Annotated in this window: 18 protein-coding genes and 2 pseudogenes; 14 read left to right on the forward strand and 6 right to left on the reverse strand. The window is 70.7% G+C overall.

The window, feature by feature from the left end; genetic code table 11:
• Positions 1-17: 17 nt before the first annotated feature.
• A complete protein-coding gene (locus tag ACFWPS_RS37600; RefSeq protein ID WP_383713920.1) occupies positions 18-3,197 on the forward strand; it encodes an ATP-binding protein in 3,180 nt (1,059 codons plus the stop codon).
• Positions 3,198-3,317: 120 nt separating this feature from the next.
• Here the strand turns inward: ACFWPS_RS37600 and ACFWPS_RS37605 are convergent, their stop codons facing one another.
• Positions 3,318-3,506, reverse strand: a complete 189-nt coding sequence (locus ACFWPS_RS37605; protein WP_383713923.1) for a hypothetical protein — start codon at positions 3,504-3,506, stop codon at positions 3,318-3,320.
• Positions 3,507-4,366: 860 nt separating this feature from the next.
• A complete protein-coding gene (locus ACFWPS_RS37610) occupies positions 4,367-5,278 on the reverse strand; it encodes a DUF3592 domain-containing protein (RefSeq protein WP_383713925.1) in 912 nt (303 codons plus the stop codon).
• A 501-nt stretch (positions 5,279-5,779) separates the two neighbouring features.
• Here ACFWPS_RS37610 and ACFWPS_RS37615 point away from each other — a divergent pair.
• Both ACFWPS_RS37615 and ACFWPS_RS37620 read left to right on the forward strand, forming a co-directional pair.
• Positions 5,780-5,986: pseudogene (locus ACFWPS_RS37615) on the forward strand (DUF317 domain-containing protein); the annotation flags it as partial.
• 158 nt (positions 5,987-6,144) lie between these two features.
• On the forward strand, positions 6,145-6,462 hold the full coding sequence (locus ACFWPS_RS37620) for a DUF317 domain-containing protein (RefSeq protein ID WP_383713928.1): 318 nt from the start codon (positions 6,145-6,147) through the stop codon (positions 6,460-6,462).
• Positions 6,463-6,639: 177 nt separating this feature from the next.
• On the opposite strand, the pseudogene ACFWPS_RS37625 reads toward ACFWPS_RS37620, so the two are convergent.
• A pseudogene (locus ACFWPS_RS37625) lies at positions 6,640-7,008 on the reverse strand (DUF5655 domain-containing protein); the annotation flags it as partial.
• A 590-nt stretch (positions 7,009-7,598) separates the two neighbouring features.
• Positions 7,599-8,858: an MFS transporter gene (locus tag ACFWPS_RS37630; protein WP_383713931.1), complete on the reverse strand. Its 1,260-nt coding sequence runs from the start codon at positions 8,856-8,858 to the stop codon at positions 7,599-7,601.
• Between the two features lie 133 nt (positions 8,859-8,991).
• Between ACFWPS_RS37630 and ACFWPS_RS37635 the strand changes: the two genes are divergently transcribed.
• Positions 8,992-10,215 (forward strand): ISAs1 family transposase, encoded by a 1,224-nt coding sequence (locus ACFWPS_RS37635; protein ID WP_383713934.1) that lies wholly within the window; start codon positions 8,992-8,994, stop codon positions 10,213-10,215.
• Here the strand turns inward: ACFWPS_RS37635 and ACFWPS_RS37640 are convergent.
• Positions 10,164-11,033, reverse strand: a complete 870-nt coding sequence (locus ACFWPS_RS37640; RefSeq protein WP_383713935.1) for a DUF2637 domain-containing protein — start codon at positions 11,031-11,033, stop codon at positions 10,164-10,166. The two genes, ACFWPS_RS37635 and ACFWPS_RS37640, sit on opposite strands and share 52 nt — an antisense overlap.
• Before the next feature lie 100 nt (positions 11,034-11,133).
• The gene (locus ACFWPS_RS37645; RefSeq protein WP_383713937.1) at positions 11,134-12,582 is read right to left on the reverse strand and encodes an aldehyde dehydrogenase; all 1,449 of its coding nucleotides are present in this window, start codon (positions 12,580-12,582) and stop codon (positions 11,134-11,136) included.
• A 196-nt stretch (positions 12,583-12,778) separates the two neighbouring features.
• Here ACFWPS_RS37645 and ACFWPS_RS37650 point away from each other — a divergent pair, with 196 nt between their 5' ends.
• The 10 genes from ACFWPS_RS37650 to hypA all read left to right on the forward strand — a co-directional run.
• Positions 12,779-13,267, forward strand: coding sequence for a TetR/AcrR family transcriptional regulator (locus ACFWPS_RS37650; RefSeq protein ID WP_383713958.1), 489 nt, complete (start codon positions 12,779-12,781; stop codon positions 13,265-13,267).
• Between the two features lie 69 nt (positions 13,268-13,336).
• On the forward strand, positions 13,337-14,161 hold the full coding sequence (locus tag ACFWPS_RS37655; RefSeq protein WP_383713960.1) for a maleylpyruvate isomerase family mycothiol-dependent enzyme: 825 nt from the start codon (positions 13,337-13,339) through the stop codon (positions 14,159-14,161).
• Between the two features lie 151 nt (positions 14,162-14,312).
• A complete protein-coding gene (locus tag ACFWPS_RS37660) occupies positions 14,313-15,956 on the forward strand; it encodes a hypothetical protein (protein WP_383713939.1) in 1,644 nt (547 codons plus the stop codon).
• Between the two features lie 3 nt (positions 15,957-15,959).
• The gene (locus tag ACFWPS_RS37665; RefSeq protein ID WP_383713941.1) at positions 15,960-17,054 is read left to right on the forward strand and encodes a hydrogenase expression protein HypE; all 1,095 of its coding nucleotides are present in this window, start codon (positions 15,960-15,962) and stop codon (positions 17,052-17,054) included.
• Between the two features lie 53 nt (positions 17,055-17,107).
• The gene (locus ACFWPS_RS37670; protein WP_383713963.1) at positions 17,108-18,901 is read left to right on the forward strand and encodes a nickel-dependent hydrogenase large subunit; all 1,794 of its coding nucleotides are present in this window, start codon (positions 17,108-17,110) and stop codon (positions 18,899-18,901) included.
• Positions 18,894-19,442, forward strand: a complete 549-nt coding sequence (locus ACFWPS_RS37675; protein WP_383713944.1) for a NifU family protein — start codon at positions 18,894-18,896, stop codon at positions 19,440-19,442. Before ACFWPS_RS37670 ends, ACFWPS_RS37675 begins: the two co-directional genes overlap by 8 nt.
• Complete coding sequence (locus ACFWPS_RS37680) at positions 19,439-20,059, forward strand: DUF5947 family protein (protein WP_383713946.1); 621 nt, start codon at positions 19,439-19,441, stop codon at positions 20,057-20,059. The genes ACFWPS_RS37675 and ACFWPS_RS37680 overlap by 4 nt, the downstream gene beginning before the upstream one ends.
• A 61-nt stretch (positions 20,060-20,120) precedes the next feature.
• A complete protein-coding gene (locus ACFWPS_RS37685; protein ID WP_383713949.1) occupies positions 20,121-20,327 on the forward strand; it encodes a hypothetical protein in 207 nt (68 codons plus the stop codon).
• 22 nt (positions 20,328-20,349) lie between these two features.
• Complete coding sequence (locus ACFWPS_RS37690; RefSeq protein ID WP_383713952.1) at positions 20,350-20,526, forward strand: hypothetical protein; 177 nt, start codon at positions 20,350-20,352, stop codon at positions 20,524-20,526.
• 7 nt (positions 20,527-20,533) lie between these two features.
• The coding region (gene hypA, locus ACFWPS_RS37695; protein WP_383713955.1) for a hydrogenase maturation nickel metallochaperone HypA at positions 20,534-20,854 on the forward strand (321 nt) is incomplete at its 3' end.

Here is a 20,854-nt window from a genome sequence, read left to right on the forward strand (position 1 = left end):
GTTCTGCCCAGACGTTGATGATCACTATTGGCACGACGACATACCGTCACGTCTTCTCGGTGGTCGGCGTTCTGGGCTGGCTGTGGGGGCGTGTGATGACCTTCGGTGAGAAGTTGCGGGATCTGCGCCGGGCTTCAGGGCTGACACAGGAGGAGCTCGCCCAGGCCGCCGGGCTGACGGCCAGGTCGATCAGGGATCTGGAGCGGGGCCGTCGGCAGCGGCCGCAGCGCCGCACGCTGGAGCTGCTGGTGACGGCGTTGGGACTGACCGACGCCGACGCCGTCGCGCTGCTTGCCGCCGACCGTTCTGGTCGGCAGGGCGGTCCTCCGGCCGATGACGGCGCCACCGAATCGGGTCTGCTCGATCGTCGCCGTCAACTGGCGGTACTTGACCGCGCGGCCGGTGAGGCCCGGGCCGGTCGGGGTGCGGTGGTGCTGGTGCGGGCGGGCGCGGGGATGGGGAAGACCTCCCTGGTGAACGCCTGGGCGGAGGCCGAGCAGCCGCGTGGGATCAGGGTGGTGCGGGGCAGCGGGGCGGAGCTGGAGCAGGACTTCGCCTTCTCGGTACTGCGGCAGTTGGCCGAGCCGCTGCTGGCCCGTGCCGGTCGGGCCGGGCGGGAGCGGCTGCTCTCGGGTCCGGCGGAGCCGGCGTCGCACGCCCTGCGGGTGGCTGGACTCGGTGACGCCGGAGGCCTGTCGTCGGAGGCGTCTCAGGGCCTGCTGCACAGCCTGTACTGGCTGATGGTGCATGTCACGGACGACGGGCCGATCGCTCTGGTGGTCGACGACGCGCACTGGGCGGACGGCCCGTCCGTACGGTGGCTGGAGTACCTGGCGCGACGTCTGCGCGGTCTGCCGTTGCTGCTGGTGCTGACGGCACGGCCGGACAGCGGGACCGGGGCCGAACCGCTGCTGGAGCGAATCGCCGCCCAGCCGCACTGCGTGCGGGTCGGGTTGCCGGCGCTGGGCGTCGACAGCGTGGCGGGGCTGGTGCGGGCGAGTCTGGGCCAGGACGCCGAACCGCGGTTCGTCGCCGCCTGCGCCGAGGCGACCCAGGGCAACCCCCTGCTGCTGCGCGAGTTGCTCCGCACCCTTGCCGACAAGAGTGTCAGGCCCGTCGATGACCGAGCACGGCTGGTCGAGGAGTTCCGCGGCCGGATCCTGGCGGACACCGTGGTCAAGCGGCTGATCGGCCAGCCCGAGCCGACCCGGCGGCTGGCCGAGGCCCTGGTGGTGCTGGGGGACGGAACTGACTGGCATCTGGCGGCCGAACTGTCGGAGTTGGGCGAGGCGCAGGCCCGTGAGCACGGGCGCCGGTTGCGGCGGATCGGTGTGCTGGCACCTGGTGAGCCGGTGCGGTTCGATCATCCCCTGATCCGTGCTGCGATCGCCGAGACCGTCGTCGGACCGGTGGAGCTGGCCGCCGGACACGCGCGGGCGGCCGAACTACTGCGGCGCGAGGGGGCGGCCGGTGATCTGGTGGCCGCCCACCTGCTGCTGGCCGAACCGAGCGGTGAGCCCTGGCGGGTCGAAGCCCTGCGGCAGGCGGCGCGGGCCACGCGTGGCCGAGGCGCCCCGGAGGTCACCGCGGCCTATCTGCGCCGTGCCCTGCGGGAGCCGATGTCCGGCAAAGAACGCGGCCCACTGCTGCTGGAGTTGGGCGGCGACGAGTTGCAGCTCGATGTCGGTGCCGCGCGGCATCATCTGACGCAGGCATCCGCGGTGTTGACGGACCCGTACTCCCGCGCTCAGGCGGCCTATCTACTCGCCAACGCGCTGTTCCTCGGGCATGAGCACGCGGATGCCGTCGAGGTGCTCGCCCGCGCGGTGGAGGACCTGCGGCAAGCCGACGACGGCACCGGGGCGGCCCGTGAGGTGTCATGGTTTCTGCAGGCCCAGATGCTCCTGATCGGCTATGACCAGCTGTCCACTCTCCCCGCGGCCCGGCAACTCGCCGGCCGGCTGTGGGATTACAAGCTGGCCGGTGACACCCCGGGTGAGTGCGCGGTCCTGGCCGCGTTGGCCGCCTCGGCCGTCGCCGGGGATGCCGGCGCCGAGGTCGCCAACAGCCTTCTGGACCGGGCTCTGCGCGGCGGGTTGGCAGCCATGGACCAGTCGCAGATGCTCGTGAGTCTGGCCGGGACGGTCTTCCTGACCACGGACCGTCTCGACGACGCGGCCGCCCGGTTCGAGCAGATCGCCGACATCGGTGCGCGGTGGGGCGTGTTCCTCATGGTGTCGACGGCGATGATATGGCAGCTCAGGGTCCGCGCGCGCCGCGGCCAACAGCTGGCGCTCACGGCGGACTTCGGACATCCCGCCGTCACGGACGGCGAGGGCCTGGAGCCGCGGGCACGGCTGGCGCTGATGGCCCAGGTGGGCGAATCGCTGATCGAGCGGGGCGACCTGGCCTCGGCCGCACGGCTGCTGGTGCCGGACGCCGGCACCGACCGGGGCGGCTGGGTGTGGCAGGGACCGATGCTCCTCGCACGCAGCCGCGTGTACGCCGCGCGGGGCAATCGGGCCGCCGCCCTCACGGTCCTGCTGGAGTACGGTGCGCAGGAGAAGCGGACGCGGGTCACGAACCTGACCGGGGCGCCCTGGCGGTCGCGGGCGGCGCTGCTGCACCTGGCGCTCGGACAGCGGACCGACGCGCTTCAACTGGCCACCGAGGAACTGGAGCTGGCCCACCGCTGGGGCACCGAGCGGGTGATCGGCCTGGCGTCGCGCTGCCTGGGGGTCGTCATGGGCGGCCCCGAAGGGGAGGCCCTCCTGCGCGAGGCCACCGCCATACTGGAGCGGTCTCCGGCCCGCCTGGAACTGGCCCGGACCCGGTACGAGCTGGGCGTCGCGCTGTCGCGCAGAGGAGAGACCCACCAGAGCGGCCAGGTTCTCACCCAGGCGCTGGACCTCGCCGATGCCTGCGGCAGTCTCCTCCTGTCCGGCCGGGTACGCCGGGCGCTGACCGAACTGGGGGTGCGCCCGAGAGCCGCGTCGGCAGTCGCCCCGAGTCTGTCGCTGACCGAGCACCGGGTGCTGGAGCTGGTAGGCGCCGACTACAGCGACCGTCAGGTCGCCCAGGCCCTGCTGCTGACTACGCAGGACGTGACCGGCCTGGTGGAGCGAGTGGGCCGCAAGCTGGGGGTGACCAACCGGTCGGAACTGGCACGCCTGGCGGGAGCCGGCCACGCCCGGTAGGTACCGTGGGGCTCGAGAGCGGGCTTCCCGCCACACCCCCAGCCGGCTTGCCCAGGACCTGGATGTCACGGTCGCCGGGGAGCCTGGAACCGGACGTCGCCGGAGGTGTGGGCTTCTGGCTCACGCTCCCGTTTCGCTCCGGTGGATCTTCCGGTAGTCCGTCCCCTGCTTCTTCCCGGTACTCGTGTCCGTGTCGATGTTCTGCTTGTGAGGTGTCGAGCAGCCCCTCCTCGTGGAGAACCCGAAGAGCGCCGGCTGGTGAAGGGACTCGGCTCCCAAGCCCCGCAGGAGGTCTTCCACGACCGTCATCACTCCGGACGGTGTCGGGCATGGCCGGGACGGCGTCCGTGTGGGCTCCGCCCAGCCGTTCGCAGAACTCCCCCACAAGGCCGCCGCCACCGCGACATCAAGGACACCCCCAGCCCCGACCAGTCCGTCCCCACCTGCACGAACATCGCCCGTACCGATCAGCACGCCGCTGGCCTCCAGCACCGCGCCACCGCACTCGATCAGCGGGCAGCCCACGTACCCGGCCCGCTCGGCGAGCGGCTACACGGCAACGCCGAACGCCTGCGCGACCTCGCCGACGCCCACCACCGCACCCGCATCACCCTCCAGGACGGAACCGCATGAGCCCCGCACCCGACGGACGCGACCGCATCCGCGCGGCCATGGACCGCATCCTGCAAGAGACGCCGCCACCAGTTGACCGTGGAGAACCGGCAACTGCGTGAAGCGCTGTCCCAACCCGGAGTCGCTGTAACGGCATTGCCGTCCCGGCCTCGCGCCGACCGGAGCCCGTGATTACCTCAAGGGCCCTCTGAGAGATCGTGGTAGGCCCGAAAAGCCGCTTGTTGTTGATCTTGTGGTTCGGTCCGATGGCGTCCGTCGCCCATTCGGCCGAAGGCCGTTGGTGGTGATGCCGACTGTCATGTGGACCTCGGGTAGGACTGTGAGCCGCGCCTGTCAGCTGCGAGACGACGTGGTCGCTCGTGTACCGAGTGACCGACGCGAGTGAGCGGGACCAGATCAACCGTGACGACGTCGACCATCCACACCCGGGACCAGAACAGGTGAGATCGTCGGTGCCCAGGCCGGCTGCGCCGAGCTGGCATCCGGTGCACCAGGCCTCCTTTCTCGCCCGGTGCCTCGGACTGCTGGACGTACGTTCAACCTGAGTGATGTGGCAGCGGAACTCCCGTGACGGTGATCGAGCCGTTCAGTGCCGGATCTTGGGAGAAGACATGGGTCCACGCGACCTTCAGGCTCCGCGCCGATGTCGGGACGGTCTGATCCAGCGTCAGCGTGTCGGAGACGGTGCCGCCGGCCGGCACACTGATCGGTGCGAGCGGGTGTGCCGTGTAGGAGTTGCCTTGACCATCGGTCGCGGTGAAGTTGGAAAAGATCGGCAGGGTCACCGATGCGGCGGCGCCGTCGTGCGCGCTGACCGTCAGACTGACGTTCCCGCCGGCGTTGACGACCTTGACGACGGTCACGGTCAGGGCGCCGTCGGCGGCGGACCACGCGCCGGTGGCCGTCGCGGCGGGGAGCGGTGTGGGGGACGTCGTCCGGCTTCCGGTCCCGGAACCGGCCGGCTGGCCGAGCCCCTGGGCGATGGGCGGTGGTGTAGGCGGCTGGTCGTCGCTCTGCAACTCCCCGGCGATGCGCCCGCCCATGGAGGCGAAGCCGATCAGGAAGATGTTCAAGAAGACCAGGCCTGCCAGCATGGGCACGGTGCCCTGCTTGGCGCCGCGTTGGTCCACCACGCAGCGCATCGGGTTCCCCGCGCTGTAGCGGATCCTGACCGGATCGCCGGGGATCAGGAGTTTGTCGACCGCGCTGCGCATCGGTGAGGCGGTGATCAGCTCACCGGTCTGCGTGGTGAAGCGCACCACCGGGCGAATCGTGGTGGAGGAGGAGCTCAACCGCGTGGCCGTGTCGACGTGATGGGTCACCGTGATGTTGATCCGCACGACCTCGCCGGTCGTGGGCACGCCGCTGTTCAGCAGCTGACTCCGGCGTGCCCACCACAAGAAGGCGCCGATATCGACGGCCAGCAGGCCGGCTAGCGGCAATAGCACGAATAGCAACCACATAACTGCCCCTCAACGTCAATCCCTCGAATCGTCAGGAGTCTTACCCTGCGCCGAATCCTGGCGTCAACTTCGGTCCTTCAGCCGTGGTCACCCTTTGATTTGCGCGTTCCGACCGAAATATGCCCAAGGATCCCGCAGTCTGATCGCGGTCGGTGGCGCGTGACCAGGAGCGTGGGGCTCGCGCTCTTGGTTTGTTCCGGTAAAACTTCCGGTATTCCGTCCGGTTCTTCTTCCTGGTGTCCCTGTCCGCATCGATGTTTTGCTGTACGCGGTGGCTCTGCTGCGCAATTCCGAGATGCCTCCGCCGCAAGGACCGCGACCGCGATGCCGAGGCGATGACTACGGTCTCCCCAGCCGGATTCTGCTGCCCGGCCGAATTGAGTAGCAGAGTCGACGCTGGAGCCAAAACTCCCTCACACCCCCTGCCGTCAACACCGGTGGCCCCAGCCCGGATTGCCAAGTGGGTCACGAACCGCCGCCAAAGCCATGGGCCGGCGGCGCAGTCCAACAGCACCTCAACACGCAGAACTTGACAGGGAACGGACCCGGTCGGATGACACGACCCACGCCGTCCACGAGTCGCAGACCCTGCGCATCGAGCGCGTCCACGAAACCCCCGCCCACGAGACCGCCTGGACCGTAGCCGCCTACGAGACACCCGTCTCCGACCGCATGTGGGTCCTCACCGCGACCGGCGCCACCCCCGCCCCGGTGCTGCAGGATCTGCTCACCCACCTCGCTGACGGCAACGGCTGGGACACCGCCATCGGCGCCCCGGTGGACGAGAAGAAGGTCACCACAGCCACCCAGCCGCTCTCCGACGCCGGATGGAAGCACACCGTGGACGGGCGATGGCTCCGCCGGACATCCCCCGACGAGGACGCTGGCGTCCAGTTCGACGCCTTCACCGCACAGCACCCGGATCAGAACCTGGCCACCTGGCCACCTGGCCCGTCTGGGCCGCACCCGGTCCGGACCGGCCCACCTGGGCCATCACCGCGTCCCCGCACACCCCGCGTTGGCTGCCGACCGATCTCTCCGAATCCCTCGCCCACGAGACCGGCACGCGCCAGGCCCAGCCGGGCCGCGAGCACAAGACCCGCCTCGCCGCCAGTACGCCGGCAGCTCCGGCGGTCACGGCCGGCCGACCCGTCAGCCGTTCACGCTGATCATCGGCCTCCCCGAGCAGGGCAACGTAACGAGGGATCGCCGGTTGGCCGAACCGGCGATCCCGCAGACCATAGACAGTCCACCGCCACCCCCTGCCCGACCGTCGAAAGGCCCCGCCCACGACCGCAGACACAGCACGAAGCGCAGCCCGCCACGAGACGGGCGGCGGCATCCGATCACGCCGCCGCATAGCTCGCCCAGAACAGATCCTGCGCCCGCTCCACGTCTCTCGGCGTACGGAGCTGGACCTCCAGGTCGCCCGTCCCGTGGTGACCGAGCCCGGACACGTCCCGGGTGAAGCCCGGAACGAGGTCGACGTCCTTCGGGTCGGCCTTCAGGTAGACCAGCAGCTTGCTGCGCTGCGGCGGACACAGGCAGGCGAAGTTCCGCAGCCGCTGATACGCCCGGTAGCTCTTGCGCTCAACCCGGTTCACGCCGTCACCGAGCCCGAGCAGAACCTCGTCGACCGCGCCCGCCAACTCCATCATCGCCGCGCCCTGGAAGCCGGCCACCGCTCGGGCAACCGGCTGGCGCCGTGCCAGGCGGCAGCGGCTGCCGACGGCTTTCGTCGCAACCCTCGGCAGCAACCGCCTGTGATCATCGGACTCACCGGAGCAGCTTCCCTGGCACGCCCCACCGACCCCGCTCGGGGCCATTCCCTGGGGAGAATCTGGGGAGTATGAGCGGCGCTGGGGAGCACGTGGGGAGAATCGACTGCGTAACCGGGCACGAGCGCGAAAGGCCCAGAAAGACGGATCGGCCTAGGCCAGAGGCGTTCCTAGCAGCATCGCCGCAGGTCAGCGCCACCAGGTAAACGACTTGAAGAAGATCTCTTCGTCCTCCCGACTTCGAGCATCACGCCCCGTCTTGAGCGAGGCCATCTCCGACTCCCACCTCGCCCAGTTCAGGACCAAGTTCCGGACCATACACGGGCCAGAGCCCACCACCCCTGCTTCAAAGCCCGCATTCGTACTGGTCAGAGCCATGCAAGTCGTGTACCACCAGCAGACGAAGAATCTGCCGTGCACCTCCAGCAAGTCAGGTGTGATGCGTGCTCGGCGCGAATGCGAGGACGCGGGTTCAGTCCTTGCCCGAAGGCTGGGCACCGCCCCAGGCGGCCTGTTCGTTCAGCCACTCAGCCCGGTGCGGCCGCCGGGGACTCCGCCTGTCGAAAACCTGGCAGGGTCAGGCACAGGACGGCCGCGACGGCAGTCGTGGCGGCGAAGACGCCTACCGCCCAGGCGCCCGACGCGTGCTGGATGATCAGGCCGGCGATCAGCGGCGCCAGCGTTGCCAGCGCGGTGGCCGCCATCATCACGGTGCTGATGACTCGGCCGCGCATGTCCTCCGGCGCGCTGCGCAGCACCGCGGCAACCAGCGCGGCGTTCGCGGCCGGCGCGAGCAGCAGCGCCAGGGCGACCGGCGCCGCCACCAGCGGTGACGGGATGAGCAAGGCCGCAGCGCCGAACAGCAGGGCCCCGGCCAGGGTGATCGTGGTGGCCAGGGTTGCCAGGCGCATGCGCCCTTGCAGCCGGGGTGCGACCACCGCGCCGAGCAGCCCGCCGGCCGCGATGGCTGCCTGCACCAGACCGATCACCGCGGTGGAGGTACCGCCCTGTCGCATCGCGAGGGTGATGCTGAAGATCACGCCGCTGAAGGCGAAGTTCAGCAGGGGCGTCTGGATCACCGTCGCTCGCAGAATGGGCACCTGCCAGACGACCCGCAGGCCATCGGTCACCTCGCGCCACAACGCCTTGCGCCCGCCCGCGCTCTCCGGGCGGAACCGCCCGCGGATCCGGCTCACCGTGCCGAACGAGACCGCGAAGGAGACGGCGTCGGCCAGGAACGGGACGGCCCGGCCCATCCCGAACAGCACCCCGCCGAGCGCCGGGCCGGCCAGGCTGGCACCGTACGTCCGGCCTTCGGTGGCGGCCCACGCCTGCTCCAGCTGCCCGTCCGGCACGATTCCCGGCAGCGCGGCGGCGGCGGACGGGTCGAAGATGGCACCGGCAGCCCCCTCGATCAGGCTCACGACCAGGACCACCTGCCAGGACGCGAGATCCAGCACGATCAGGATGCCGAGCAGAGCCAGCAGCACGGTCCGCGTGATGTCGCAGATGATCATCGTCAGCGGCCGGTCGAACCGGTCCGACAGCGCCCCGGCGGGCAGCTGCAGGCACAGCACGGTAATGGCCCGCACCGTGCCCACCACCCCGGCGAGCACCACCGAGTGGGTCAGGGCCAGGATGAGCAGCGGGTAGGCGATCCCGCTGATCTGCGTGCCGGTATCGGACAGCAGCTGCCCGATCCACAGCATCCGGAAGCCCTTGTTGCGCCGGAGCGGAACCTGTTGTGGCACATCGGTGGCCGTCTCGATTCCGCTGGCGTCGCTCACCCCCAACACGATAGGCGCCGAGGTCGTCGCCCAGGTGTCCGATCTTGGACAGGGAGCCGGGTGAACGTCGAAGGGTGCGACTGTCCTTGATCACGTTGATTACACTCAGCATGATCGTGAAGGCCGTGCCCGCATGGCATCCTGCCCGACCCTGCCCACGTCCCGCCAACTCGCCGAGCAACACGGCCTCGCTGCCGAGGAGTTGTGCACACCCGAGGCGCTTCCTTCGCTGCTGGACGCGGTCCGTACCGTCCCAGATCCGCGCACGGCGCACCTGGTCGTTCACCCCTTGCCGACGCTGCTCGGCCTGGTCGCCTGCGCCCTGTTGTGCGGGGTGCGCTCGGTCCGCGGCGTGGTCCGCTGGGCGAGCGGCCAGGGCGCGGGCACCCTCGCTGCCCTCGAAGTCCCCGACGGCGCCCCGGACAGACTGCCGGTGGCCACCACCCTCACCCGCGCGCCGGCCCGGGTGGACGCCGACGCGTTGGACGCCGCCGTCGGTGCGTTCGTGCAGGCCCACACCGCCGACCCGCTGGCCGACATCGCCGGAGACCCCCCCGTGCTGCAGCTGGCAACGGACGTCAAGACCGTGCGCGGCGCCCGCGACAGCGAGGGCCTGCAGCTGCACCTGCTCGGCGTCTACCAGGTCGACCCGGCTGTGATGCTCGCCCAGCAGGAGATGCGCCACAAACCGCACGAGACGGTGCACTTCACCGCCGCTCTCGACCTGATCGCCGACATCACCGGCGCGATCATCACCGCCGATGCCCTGCACACCGTCGCCGGTCACGCCCACTACCTTCACCGCCGCGGCGCCTTCGGCCTCTTCCCCGTCAAGGAGAACCGCTCCACCCCGTTCGGCCAGTTGGACACCCTCGACTGGGACGAGACCACCAACTCGCACATCACCGTGCACCGCACACAGGAGACCAACTCAGGCCGCCACGAGATCCGCATCGTGCGCGCGCAGCCCCTCACACCGGGGCAGGTGAACTTCCCGCACGCCACCCGGGCCCTGCCCGTCGAGCGATACACCACCGGACGCGGTGACGGAAAGATCCACACGGACGCCGAACTCGGCATCACCACTGCCCCACTCGACGTTGCCGACACCGCCGTCCTCGCCCGCTGCGTCCGCGGCCAGTGGGCCATCGAGGCACAGCACTTCGTCCGCGACGTGACCTTCGGCGAGGACGCCTGCCGCGCCCGCACCGGCAGCCTGCCCCGGGCACTCGCAACCTTCCGCAGCCTGGCGATCAGCCTCGCCCACCTCGCCGGGTGGAGGAACAACGCCGCCGCCCACGACCACTACCGCAACCATCCCGCCGACGCCCTACGCGCACTCGGTCTCACCGGATGAGCACGCATCACGCCTGACCAGCAAGCAGAGGACTGAATTGACCTCACCCGCCGCCAAATCGCTGCAATTGTCCTGCCGAACCCGGACTCGTAGGACGCAGGGAATGACAACACTGCGAACTCAATTCCGCTGAGGGTTTGGCTCCATGCGACGGGCGTCGAGCAAAGGGCAGTCCTCTCTCTCCCACCCACAGAGCAAAACGTGCCGTCATCCAACCCCGGCTCCCTCTCCGACCGCACCCTCTTCCAGCCGACCACGCATCCGCGCAGCCAACACCCTCGATTTCCTCGCTCCGATGTGTAGCTCCTTGCGCAGCGTCTCTGCCGAAGCCGGCCGCTGATGCAGCTCCCGATGCTGGAGATCGAGCTTCCTCGCTCGCGCCAGCAGCGGATCCTCATCCAGTTCCACCCCGCCCGCCTCCGCCCCATCTCGGTCAAGCCACCGCTCTTCCCCGTCCAGAGGACGACCACCTGTCCGGTGGACCAGGAGTTCCACCGACAGCAACAAGGCGGCCAGACTGCCCACTTGGCGCGACGGCCGACACCGTTCTCCTGCTTCAACAGGCCCAGCGTGGCCAACAGCAGTAGCCCGTCCACCGACAAGGGCCACAACGACGCACTCACCCGGTCCGCGCCACCCTGCAAGGCGAACGACCGCTGATGAACATAAGACGCATAAGCCGCGACTCCTGCCACAACCAGCGCACACAGCGGCCGCACCCACGCCTCCATGTCGAACGCCGGGCGAGAAATCGGGTGCTCGCCGGGCTCTTCCCTCCTGGTCACCCGGCCTCCGCCCTCCCCGCCCCCAGTGCACATCCAGTGCACACCCGGACGGGAATTCCCGGGAAATCCAGGGAACTCGCGGGAACTGCTGACGGGGTGTCAGGGAGTTGACCCAGGTCAGCGGCGTTCCAAGTCAGGCCCCTGATGCCGGCAGCGTCACCGACTTGTACTCGACGTACTGGGCCAGTCCTGCCGCGCCGTACTCGCGGCCGATGCCGCTGGCCTTGTGGCCGCCGAACGGGCCGTCGAAGGAGATGGGTGCGCCGTTGACGGTGACCGTGCCGGTGCGCAGTCGGCGGGCGACTGCGAGGGCGTGGGTCTCGTCGGCGGACCACACGCCGCCCGAGAGGCCGTACTCGGAGTCGTTGGCGATCCGTACGGCGTCGTCCTCGTCGTCGTAGGCGATGACCACGAGGACCGGGCCGAAGATCTCCTCCCGGGCGATCCGCAGGGAGTTGTCGACGTCGGCGAACACGGTCGGGGTGACGTAGTTGCCGTTCTCCAGCCCCGGCGGGATATTCAGGCCGCCGGTGACGAGTCGGGCGCCCTCCTCGATGCCGAGTTCGATGTAGTCGCGCACGCGCTGCTGCTGGTCCCGGCGGACCATCGGGCCGATGAAGGTGTCGGGGTCGGCCGGGTCGCCGACCCTGAGCGACTCCACGAGGTCCTTGAGGGCCGTGACGACCTCCTCGTACCGGCCGCGCGGCGCGAGAACGCGGGTCTGCGCGATGCACGACTCGCCGTTGTTGAGGAGAGAGGCGAACTTCAGTCCCTGCACCGCCCGGTCGACGTCGGCGTCCGGCAGGATGATCGCGGCCGACTTGCCGCCCAGCTCCAGGCTGACCCGCTTCAGCTGCTCGCCCGCGATGGCGGCGATCCTGCGGCCGGCCCGGGTCGAGCCGGTGAACGCGACCTTGTCGATGTCGTGGTGCGAGACAAGGTACTCGCTGGTCTCGCGGTCCGCGGGGAGCACGCTGATCACGCCTTCCGGCAACCCGGTCCGCTCCAGCAGCTCCGCGAGCAGCCCCATGCTCAGCGAGTTCTCCGGCGACACCTTCAGGACGACCGCGTTCCCGGCCAGCAGCGCGGGGATGATCTTCGCCATGGCCGCCGAGAACGGGGAGTTCCAGGGGATGACGGCGGCCACGACACCGACGGGCTCGCGGCGCACCACGGTCCGGACCGCAGTGGCGGACTCCAGCGTCTCCTCCCAGCCGAACCCCTCCGCCGCCCTGAGGTAGGCCTCGGCCTGCCGGGTGAGCCCCGGCTGACCGGCCCGGGTGAACCAGCGGGCCGAGCCGTTCTCGGCCGAGATGAGGTCGGCGATTCGCTCGGCGTCGGCCTCGCGCAGGGCGTTCAGCCGCCGTACGGCGGCGATGCGCTCGGCCGGGGTCGTCCGCGGCCAGGGCCCCTCGTCGAAGGCGGCTCGCGCGGCGGCCACGGCGCGGTCGACGTCGGCGGGCCGGGCCTGGGCGGCCCGGCCGATGACCGCCTGGTCGTGCGGCGAGCGGATGTCGAGCGGTTCCGGATCGCTGGGCGCCGTCCAGGAGCCCGCGATGTAGAGACGGTCGTAAGTGATCATGTGCCCTCTCCCGGGGATTCGGGCGAACCGGCCTTGCCGTCCGCCTTGAACTGTCTCATCAATGTAGCAGTTAATTTTGGATAGGCCGCAGTGATGAGTCAGTAGATGCGACAGGTTTCACATCCCCGGCTATGCTCTGCGCGTGAGAGCTGACGCAGCACGCAATCTGGAAGCCGTCCTGACGACCGGGGCCCGTATGCTCGCCGCCGACCCGGGCGCGAGCATCGCCGCGATCGCCGCCGAGGCCGGTGTCGACCGGCGTACCGTCTATCGGCGGTTCGCATCCCGCGAGGAGCTGCTGGCGGCCATCTACGAGGCGCGGTACGACGCGGTCGAGCGGGCCGTGGAGCACGCCAGGCTCCGGGAGGCCCCGGTCGCCGTGGCGCTGCACCGGTACGTCGAGGAGATCATCGGCGTCAATCGCAGGTGGCCCGTGGAGCTCACCCGGCTGAAGGCCGACGACGCGATCCGTGAGCGGCGCGACGCCCTGGTCCGGAAGGTCGACGACTTCCTGCGGCGGGCCACCGACGAGGGGCTGCTCCGCGACGACCTGCCCCTCGCCTGGGCGAGTTCGCTGCTGCCGCAGCTCACCCATCTGGCGTCCCAGCAGTTGCCCGAGCTCAACGCGGCCCAGGCCGCCGACACCGTCGTCGACACCTTCCTGCGGGGGCTCGGGGCGCGGTGATCGCCGCGGGGGTTGTGGTGTGCCCGTGCGTCTGATTGGGTACCGCGCGACAGAACAGGGGTGACCAGCGTGGATCAGTCGGCACGGCAGGGTGCCCGCGGGGCGCTGCCCACAGGGCTCGGGCAGGCGATACGGCAGACCAGCGCCGACATCACGGCCGTACTCGACGGCGTCGCCGACACGAGTGGCGCCGTACCGGGATCGCGGTGGACGGTCGGCGAGGCGGCGGCCCATCTGGCGCTGGCCAACGAGCTGATGGCCGACCTCGCCCAGGGCCGGGCACGCCCGTACGGGGACGGCACCCCGCAGAGCCTGGCGGCGGCCAACGCCGAGTCGCTGGCCGCGTTCGGGGAGCGCCGGGCGGCGCCGCTCGCGGCGATGATCACCGAGCAGGCGGAGCGCTGCGCCGACGCGCTGGCCGCGACGGCCGACGGCCCGGCGCCGGTGACCCCGCTCGGCCCGATGGACCGGTCCGTCCTCGCCTCCTACCTGCTCACCCACATGCTCGGCCACGGCTACGACCTCGCCCGGGCGCTGCGGCGCCCGCACATGATCGACGCCGAGCGGGTCGCGTGGTGCATGCCCTTCATGCTGTCGGTGATGCCGGCCGTGGCGGACGGCTCGGCCACCGCCGGTCTGACCGCCCGCTACACGATCCGGCTGCGCGGAGCCGACAGCGCCTTCGGCGTCACCCTCGCCGACGGTGCCGTCCAGGTGGCGCCGGAACCGCAGGACCGCCCGGACTGCACGATCCTCATCGATCCGGTCGCCTTCCTGCTCATCGCCCTCGGCCGCCGCAACCCGTGGCTGGCGATGGCCCGGGGTCAGGTACTCGCCTTCGGCCGCAAGCCCTGGCTCGGGCCTCGCTTCCCCGCCCTTTTCGTCGCGCCCTGACCGGCCCCTCGGCCCGCTGATCCGGCGTACGCCCAGGCACCACCCCCACCCCCGTCCGGCCCAACGCCGCTCGGCCAGAAGAGGCGAGCGGGCGTGACCGATGTGACCGTGGTGGAAGGTATGGGCGCGCGCACGGATCCGAGGAGGCTGCATGGCCGAGGGACTGGTCGACGGTAGAGCGCCCCGCACTGCCCCGGTGGACGGCTCCGGCCGCCCCGTACCGACCTTCGAGCAGATGAGTGCCGTCGCCGACGCCGTGCTCTACGAGGGCTATCTGCTCTACCCCTATCGGCGGTCCTCGCCGAAGAACCGTGCCCGCTGGCAGTTCGGGGTCCTCTTCCCCCGGGACTGGGTGGAGGCCGACGGTCCGGTCAGTCCGGGTGTGTCGGGCTCGGCGGACTCCTGGTACCAGCAGACGGAGTGCCTGGTGCGGGTGCGCCGGCCGGATGCGGTCGTACGGCTGCGGGTGCGGTACCTGCAGGTGCAGCACAAGCAGGTCGAGGACGGCGGCGGGCGGCCGGTCGAGTCGCTGGGCTGCGCCGACGGGACCGTGCAGCTGACCTTCGAGGAGGCGGTGGCGCGCGAGGCCGAGTTCACGGTGGCGCTGGACGACGGCGAGCACGGGTTTCCGGTGGGCTCCCCGGCCGGTACCGACACCGAGGAGCTGCCCTTGGGCGCCGGGCGGATCGTACGGCGCCGGGCGGAGGTGCGGGCCAGGACCGTCCTCGTGGCCGAGCGGCTCGGCGAGGACTTCTTCCGGCTCCGGGTGCGCACCGCGAACGAAGGGCACATGGGGGATCCGAGCGCCCCGCGTGACCGGGCCCTGCGGCACGCGCTCATCGCCACCCACACCCTCCTCGGCGTCGAGGGCGCGGAGTTCGTCTCCCTGATCGACCCGGGCCCCGCCCTCCAGGAGGCCGCCCGGAACTGCCGCAACGACTTCACCTTCCCGGTGCTCGGCGGCGCTCCCCCCGCCACCGCTCCCGAGGACGGCTCGGCGTCCGCCCTGCTGCTCTCCTCGCCGATCATCCTTCCCGACCATCCGCAGGTGGCGCCGGAGAGCCCGGGTGATCTGCACGACGCCGGTGAGATCGACGAGATCCTGACCCTGCGCACCATGCTGCTGACGGACGAGGAGAAGCGGGAGGCCCGCGCCACCGACCCACGGGCCGCCGAGATCCTCGACCGGGTCGACACCATGCCGCCGGAGGTCTTCGAGCGCCTGCACGGTGCCATCCGCTCACTCAGCCCGACCGGCGAAGCCATCGGCAGCGAGGGCTCCATCGGCGAAGCCTCCGTCGGCGGAGGCCCCAACGGCGCACCCACCGTCGGCCGAGGCCCCAACGGCGCATCCACCGTCGGCAAGGGCTCCCTCGGCGCACCGCCCATCGGCCCAGGCCCCGTCGGAGAGGACTTCCCCGCAGAGCGGCCCGCCTGGTGGCAGGAGGGCGGCGACGACGGGCTCTCCCCGGCCACCGACACCGTGCTGGTCGACGGTGTGCGGGTCGGCGGCGGCAGCCCGGTGCGGCTGTGCCCGCGGGGCAGGGGCGCCGACGCCCAGGACATGTTCCTGGCCGGCCGGACCGCGACCGTGGCCGCCGTCTTCCACGACGTGGACGGCAGCACCCATCTCGCCGTCACCGTGGACGACGATCCGGCGGCCGAACTGCACGGCTGGTACGGCCGTTTCCACTACTTCCGGCCCGACGAAGTCGAGCCGCTCGGGGGCACCGACGTCCCGGATCCAGCGGCGGCTGCCGAGCCGTCCCCGGGGCCCACTCCATCGGAGGCCTAGCGCATGAGCACCAGCAAGAACGGCACCGCGGCCGTCGCCGCCGAACCCGGCCGAGCCGACGGCGAACACCAGGGGTTCGACGAGATCACCATCCTCTGGATCTCCGAGGGCATGAGCTGCGACGGCGACACCGTCTCCGTGACGGCCGCCGACCAGCCCTCCATCGAGGACCTGGTCCTGGGCCTGATCCCGGGGATGCCGAAGGTCAACCTGGTCAACAAGGTGCTCTCGCCGAGCCTGGGCGGCGAGGACTTCCTCGCGCCGTACCGGGCGGCCGCGCGGGGCGAACTGGAGCCGTTCATCCTCGTCATCGAGGGATCGATCCCCAACCAGAACATCATCGAGGGCGACGGCTACTGGACGTCCTTCGGCAACGACCCGGAGACCGGCCAGCCGCAGACCCTCAACGACTGGATCGACGAACTGGCGCCCCGGGCCTGGGCAGTGGTGGCCGTCGGCACCTGCGCCGCCTTCGGCGGCATCCACGCGATGGCCGGCAACCCGACCGGCGCCATGGGCCTCGCGGACTACCTGGGCTGGGAGTTCAAGTCCCAGGGCGGGCTGCCGGTGGTGAACATCCCGGGCTGCCCGGTCCAGCCGGAGAACTTCATGGAGACGCTGGTCTGGGTGCTCTACCACGCCGCCGGCACCGCTCCCCCGCCGCCGCTGGACCACATGCTGCGGCCGCAGTGGCTGTTCGGCCGCACCGTCCACGAGGGCTGCGACCGCGCGGCCTACTACGAGCAGGCGACCTTCGCGGCGGACTACAACTCGCCCAAGTGCCTGGTCAAGACGGGCTGCTGGGGTCCGGTCGTGAACTGCAACGTGCCCAAGCGGGGCTGGATGGCCGGCATCGGCGGCTGTCCGAACGTCGGCGGCATCTGCATCGGCTGCACCATGCCGGGCTTCCCGGACGCGTTCATGCCGTTCATGGACGAGCCGCCCGGCGGCACCCTCTCCTCGCTCGCGATCAAGCCGTACGGGGCGGTCATCCGCAGGCTGCGCGGCTTCACCAACGAGCTGGTCAACCACGAGCCGAAGTGGCGTCACAACAAGCGCAAGCTCACCAGCGGCTACGCCCCGCGCTGGCGCCCCTGACGCACCGGCGCCCTCCCGACCCCCAAGTCCCCCCACAGCAAAGGTCAGCGACGCTGATGACAACAGAGGCCCGGCAGAAAGGGCGCAAGCCCGCGCAGATCGTGGACATGTCCTGGGATCCGATCACCCGGATCATCGGAAACCTGGGCATCTACACGAAGATCGACTTCGCCAACAAGGAGGTGGTGGAGTGTCACAGCACCTCCTCCCTCTTCCGCGGCTACTCCGTCTTCATGAAGGGGAAGGACCCGCGCGACGCCGGGTTCATCACCTCCCGCATCTGCGGCATCTGCGGCGACAACCACACCACGTGCTCCGACTACGCCCAGCAGATGGCGTACGGCGTGAAGCCGCCGCCGCTGGCCGAGCACATCGTGAACCTCGGCGAAGCGGCCGAGTACATGTTCGACCACACGATCTTCCAGGACAACCTGGTCTTCGTGGACTTCTGCGAGCAGATGGTCAAGGCCACCAACCCGAGCGTCCTGGCCCGCGCGCAGAAGACCAACGCCCCGCGCGGTGACATCCACGGCTACCGGACCATCGCGGACATCATGAAGGCCTTCAACCCCTTCGAGGGCGAGGTCTACAAGGAAGCCCTGAAGGTCTCCCGGACCACCCGCGAGATGTTCTGCCTGATGGAGGGCCGCCATGTGCACCCCTCCACGCTGTATCCGGGCGGTGTCGGCACCATGCCGTCGCCGACCGCGTTCACCGACTACCTCAGCCGGCTGATGCACGTCATCGACTTCGTGAAGAAGGCCGTCGCCATGAACGACGACGTCTTCGACTTCTTCTACGAGGCGCTGCCCGGCTACGAGGAGGTCGGCAAGCGCCGCATCATGCTCGGCTGCTGGGGTGCCTGGCAGGACCCGAAGGTCGTCGACTACAAGTACGAGAACATGAACCGCTGGGGCAAGGCGATGTACGTCACCCCGGGCATCGTGGTCGACGGCGAGCTGGTCACCAACAACCTGGTCGACATCAACCTGGGCCTCAGGATCATGCTGGGCAGCTCGTTCTACGAGGACTGGGTCAACGAGGACCCGTTCGTCACCCACGACCCGCTCGGCAACCCCGTGGACATGCGCCACCCGTGGAACCAGACGACCCTGCCGGTGCCGCAGAAGCGGGACTTCGAGGGCAACTACAGCTGGGTGATGAGCCCGCGCTGGTTCGACCAGCGCACCGGCGACCACCTCGCCCTGGACACCGGCGGCGGCCCGCTGGCCCGGCTCTGGTCGACGGCACTGAGCGGCATCGTCGACACGCCGTACATCAAGGCCACCGGCCACAGTGTGCGGATCTCGCTGCCCAAGGGTGCGAGCCTGCCGGAGACCACGCTGGAGTGGAAGATCCCGAAGTGGTCCAACACCCTCGAACGCGACCGTGCCCGGCCGTACTTCGTGGCCTACGCGGCCGCCATGGCCCTGCAGTTCCTGGACGAGGCGATGGGCCTGGTCCGGTCAGGCGACACCAAGGTCTTCGAGGACTTCGAGGTGCCGGACGAGGCGATCGGCTGCGGCTTCCACGAGGCCGTGCGCGGGGTCCTCTCGCACCACCTGGTGATCAAGGACAAGAAGATCGCCAACTACCACCCGTACCCGCCGACCCCGTGGAACGCCAGCCCCCGCGACAAGTTCGGCACCCCCGGCCCGTACGAGGACGCCGTCATGGGCCAGCCGATCTTCGAGGAGAACGGCCCGGACGACTTCAAGGGCGTCGACATCATGCGCACGGTGCGCAGTTTCGACCCCTGTCTGCCGTGCGGTGTCCACATGTACACGGGCAAGGGCAAGACCCTGAGCGTCACCCACTCGCCGACGTACGGGGCGAGTCATGGCTGACGGCGGACGGCTCGACGGCCCGGCGGTCGAGGCCCGGCTGGCCCGGCTCGACGGGCTGCTGGAGAGCCTGGAGTCCGCTCCCGGGCCGACCGGCGGCTCGGCCGTCGAGGCGGTGCGGCTGCTGACCGAGGTCTACGGCGAGGCGCTCGCCCGCGTCCTCGACCACGCGGACGCCGAGGCCGTCCGGCAGCTCGCCGACGACGAACTCCTCGACCACCTCCTGGTCCTGCACGACATCCACCCCGACCCGCCCGAGCACCGGGCCGCCCGCGCGGTCGAGCGGCTGCGCCCCGCCGTCCAGGAGCGCGGCGGCGACGTCGAGTGGGCCGGGGTGGAGGGCGAGGTGGGCCGGGTACGGCTGGCCACGGGCGGCGGTTGCGGCTCGGGGTGCGGCGGAGGTACCACGGAGGTGACCGACGCCGTCCGGGAGGCGGTGCTCGCCGCGGCCCCCGAGCTGGCCGACGTGCAGCCGGTGCCCGAGGCCCCGGCGCCCGCCTTCGTCCCCCTGGACTCCCTGCGCCGGCCGCAGGAGGCCCGGTGACCACCCGGACACCCGCCGGCGGAGCCCTGGCCCGCCTCATCCGTTCCTCGGCCGACCGGCAGCCGGCGGCCGGGGCGGAGGTGTGCGACCTGTGCGCCGAGCCGCTGGCCGGGAACCATCCGCATCTGTACGACACCGGTGAGGCCCAGGTCCGCTGTGCCTGCCGTGCCTGCTCGGTGCTGTTCGCCGACTCCCGGCAGGGCACCGGCGCGGGCGACGGCCAGTTCCGGCTGATCCCGACCCGCCGGGTCCGTCTCCCGAAGGTCGACACGGCGGCCCTCGGGGTCCCGGTCGGCCTGGTCTTCTTCGTGCCGCGCGCCGACGGCTCGGTCACCGCCGAGGGGCCGAGCCCGGCGGGGGCCATGCGCTGGGAGGTGGCGGCGGCGGCCTGGCAGCGCGCGGTCGCCGGCTGCCCGCCCCTGGCCGGCATGACCCCCGACGTCGAGGCGCTGCTGGTCAACACCGTGCACGGCCTGGACCACCACTGGATCGTCCCGGTCGACGACTGCTTCCGCATGCTCGCCGTGGTCCGCCGGGAGTGGCGCGGCCTGTCCGGCGGCGGCCGGATGTGGCCGGCCGTGGAGCGTTTCTTCGAGGAGCTCACCGAGCGGCCCTGAGACGGGCCGTCGCGCGAGGCGAGCGGCTTCGAGGAACGGCAACACAGGAAGGAGAAACCCCATGGGCAGCATCCGAGTCGGCCGACCCCAGGCCCGGCCCGACACACCGTCCCACGTGCCCGGCATCCACCAGGGCAACGAGGGTCCGTACACCACCCAGACGGGACACCACCGGGACGGCTCCGCCGACGCGCGGCGCTCGACCGGCATCGACTGGAAGCAGCACGACGTCCTGCTGGACGTCATGCCGAACATCCCGCCCGCGTGACACAGAGCAGGGAGTGCCCGCTATGAAGATGCAACGCAGGAGAACCGGAACGGCGGCCCAGCGCGTGCTGACCGCCGAGGTCGCCGTGGTGGGCGCGCTGTTCCTGGCGCTGTTCGTCACCGAGTTCCCCGCCTTGATGCGCGAGATGAAGATCTGGCGGATCGTCGGCGGGCCGCGCGCCGGTCACCGGTATCCGTGAGCCGGACGTGCACGAACTGTCGATCGCGACCGCGATCGTCGAGCAGGCCGACGAGTGGGCCCGGGCGGACGGCGCGGACAGCGTCTCCGCGGTGACCGTCCGGGTCGGCGAACTGTCCGGGGTCGTCCCCGACGCCCTGGACTTCGCCTTCGAGATGGCCCGCGACGGCACCGCCCTCGCCGGCGCGCGGCTCGTGGTCGAGCAGGTGACCGCGCGGGCCTGGTGCGAGCCGTGCGCCGAGGAGTTCGCGGTGGGCATGCCGCCGTTCTTCTGGTGCCCGCACTGCGACCGTCCCTCCACCGAGCTGCGCAGCGGCCGGGAACTGGAG

It is taken from the genome of Streptomyces sp. NPDC058457 (genome assembly GCF_042720695.1).
In the GTDB taxonomy this organism is placed as follows: Bacteria; Actinomycetota; Actinomycetes; order Streptomycetales; family Streptomycetaceae; genus Streptomyces.

Coding starts and splice junctions, on each gene's coding strand:
- ACFWPS_RS37600 (WP_383713920.1), top strand. CDS start 18: ATGATCACTATTGGCACGACGACATACCGTCACGTCTTCTCGGTGGTC.
- ACFWPS_RS37605 (WP_383713923.1), bottom strand. CDS start 3,506: ATGACGGTCGTGGAAGACCTCCTGCGGGGCTTGGGAGCCGAGTCCCTT.
- ACFWPS_RS37620 (WP_383713928.1), top strand. CDS start 6,145: ATGGCTCCGCCGGACATCCCCCGACGAGGACGCTGGCGTCCAGTTCGA.
- ACFWPS_RS37635 (WP_383713934.1), top strand. CDS start 8,992: ATGGCATCCTGCCCGACCCTGCCCACGTCCCGCCAACTCGCCGAGCAA.
- ACFWPS_RS37640 (WP_383713935.1), bottom strand. CDS start 11,033: ATGTGCACTGGGGGCGGGGAGGGCGGAGGCCGGGTGACCAGGAGGGAA.
- ACFWPS_RS37645 (WP_383713937.1), bottom strand. CDS start 12,582: ATGATCACTTACGACCGTCTCTACATCGCGGGCTCCTGGACGGCGCCC.
- ACFWPS_RS37650 (WP_383713958.1), top strand. CDS start 12,779: ATGCTCGCCGCCGACCCGGGCGCGAGCATCGCCGCGATCGCCGCCGAG.
- ACFWPS_RS37660 (WP_383713939.1), top strand. CDS start 14,313: ATGGCCGAGGGACTGGTCGACGGTAGAGCGCCCCGCACTGCCCCGGTG.
- ACFWPS_RS37665 (WP_383713941.1), top strand. CDS start 15,960: ATGAGCACCAGCAAGAACGGCACCGCGGCCGTCGCCGCCGAACCCGGC.
- ACFWPS_RS37675 (WP_383713944.1), top strand. CDS start 18,894: ATGGCTGACGGCGGACGGCTCGACGGCCCGGCGGTCGAGGCCCGGCTG.
- ACFWPS_RS37685 (WP_383713949.1), top strand. CDS start 20,121: ATGGGCAGCATCCGAGTCGGCCGACCCCAGGCCCGGCCCGACACACCG.
- ACFWPS_RS37690 (WP_383713952.1), top strand. CDS start 20,350: ATGAAGATGCAACGCAGGAGAACCGGAACGGCGGCCCAGCGCGTGCTG.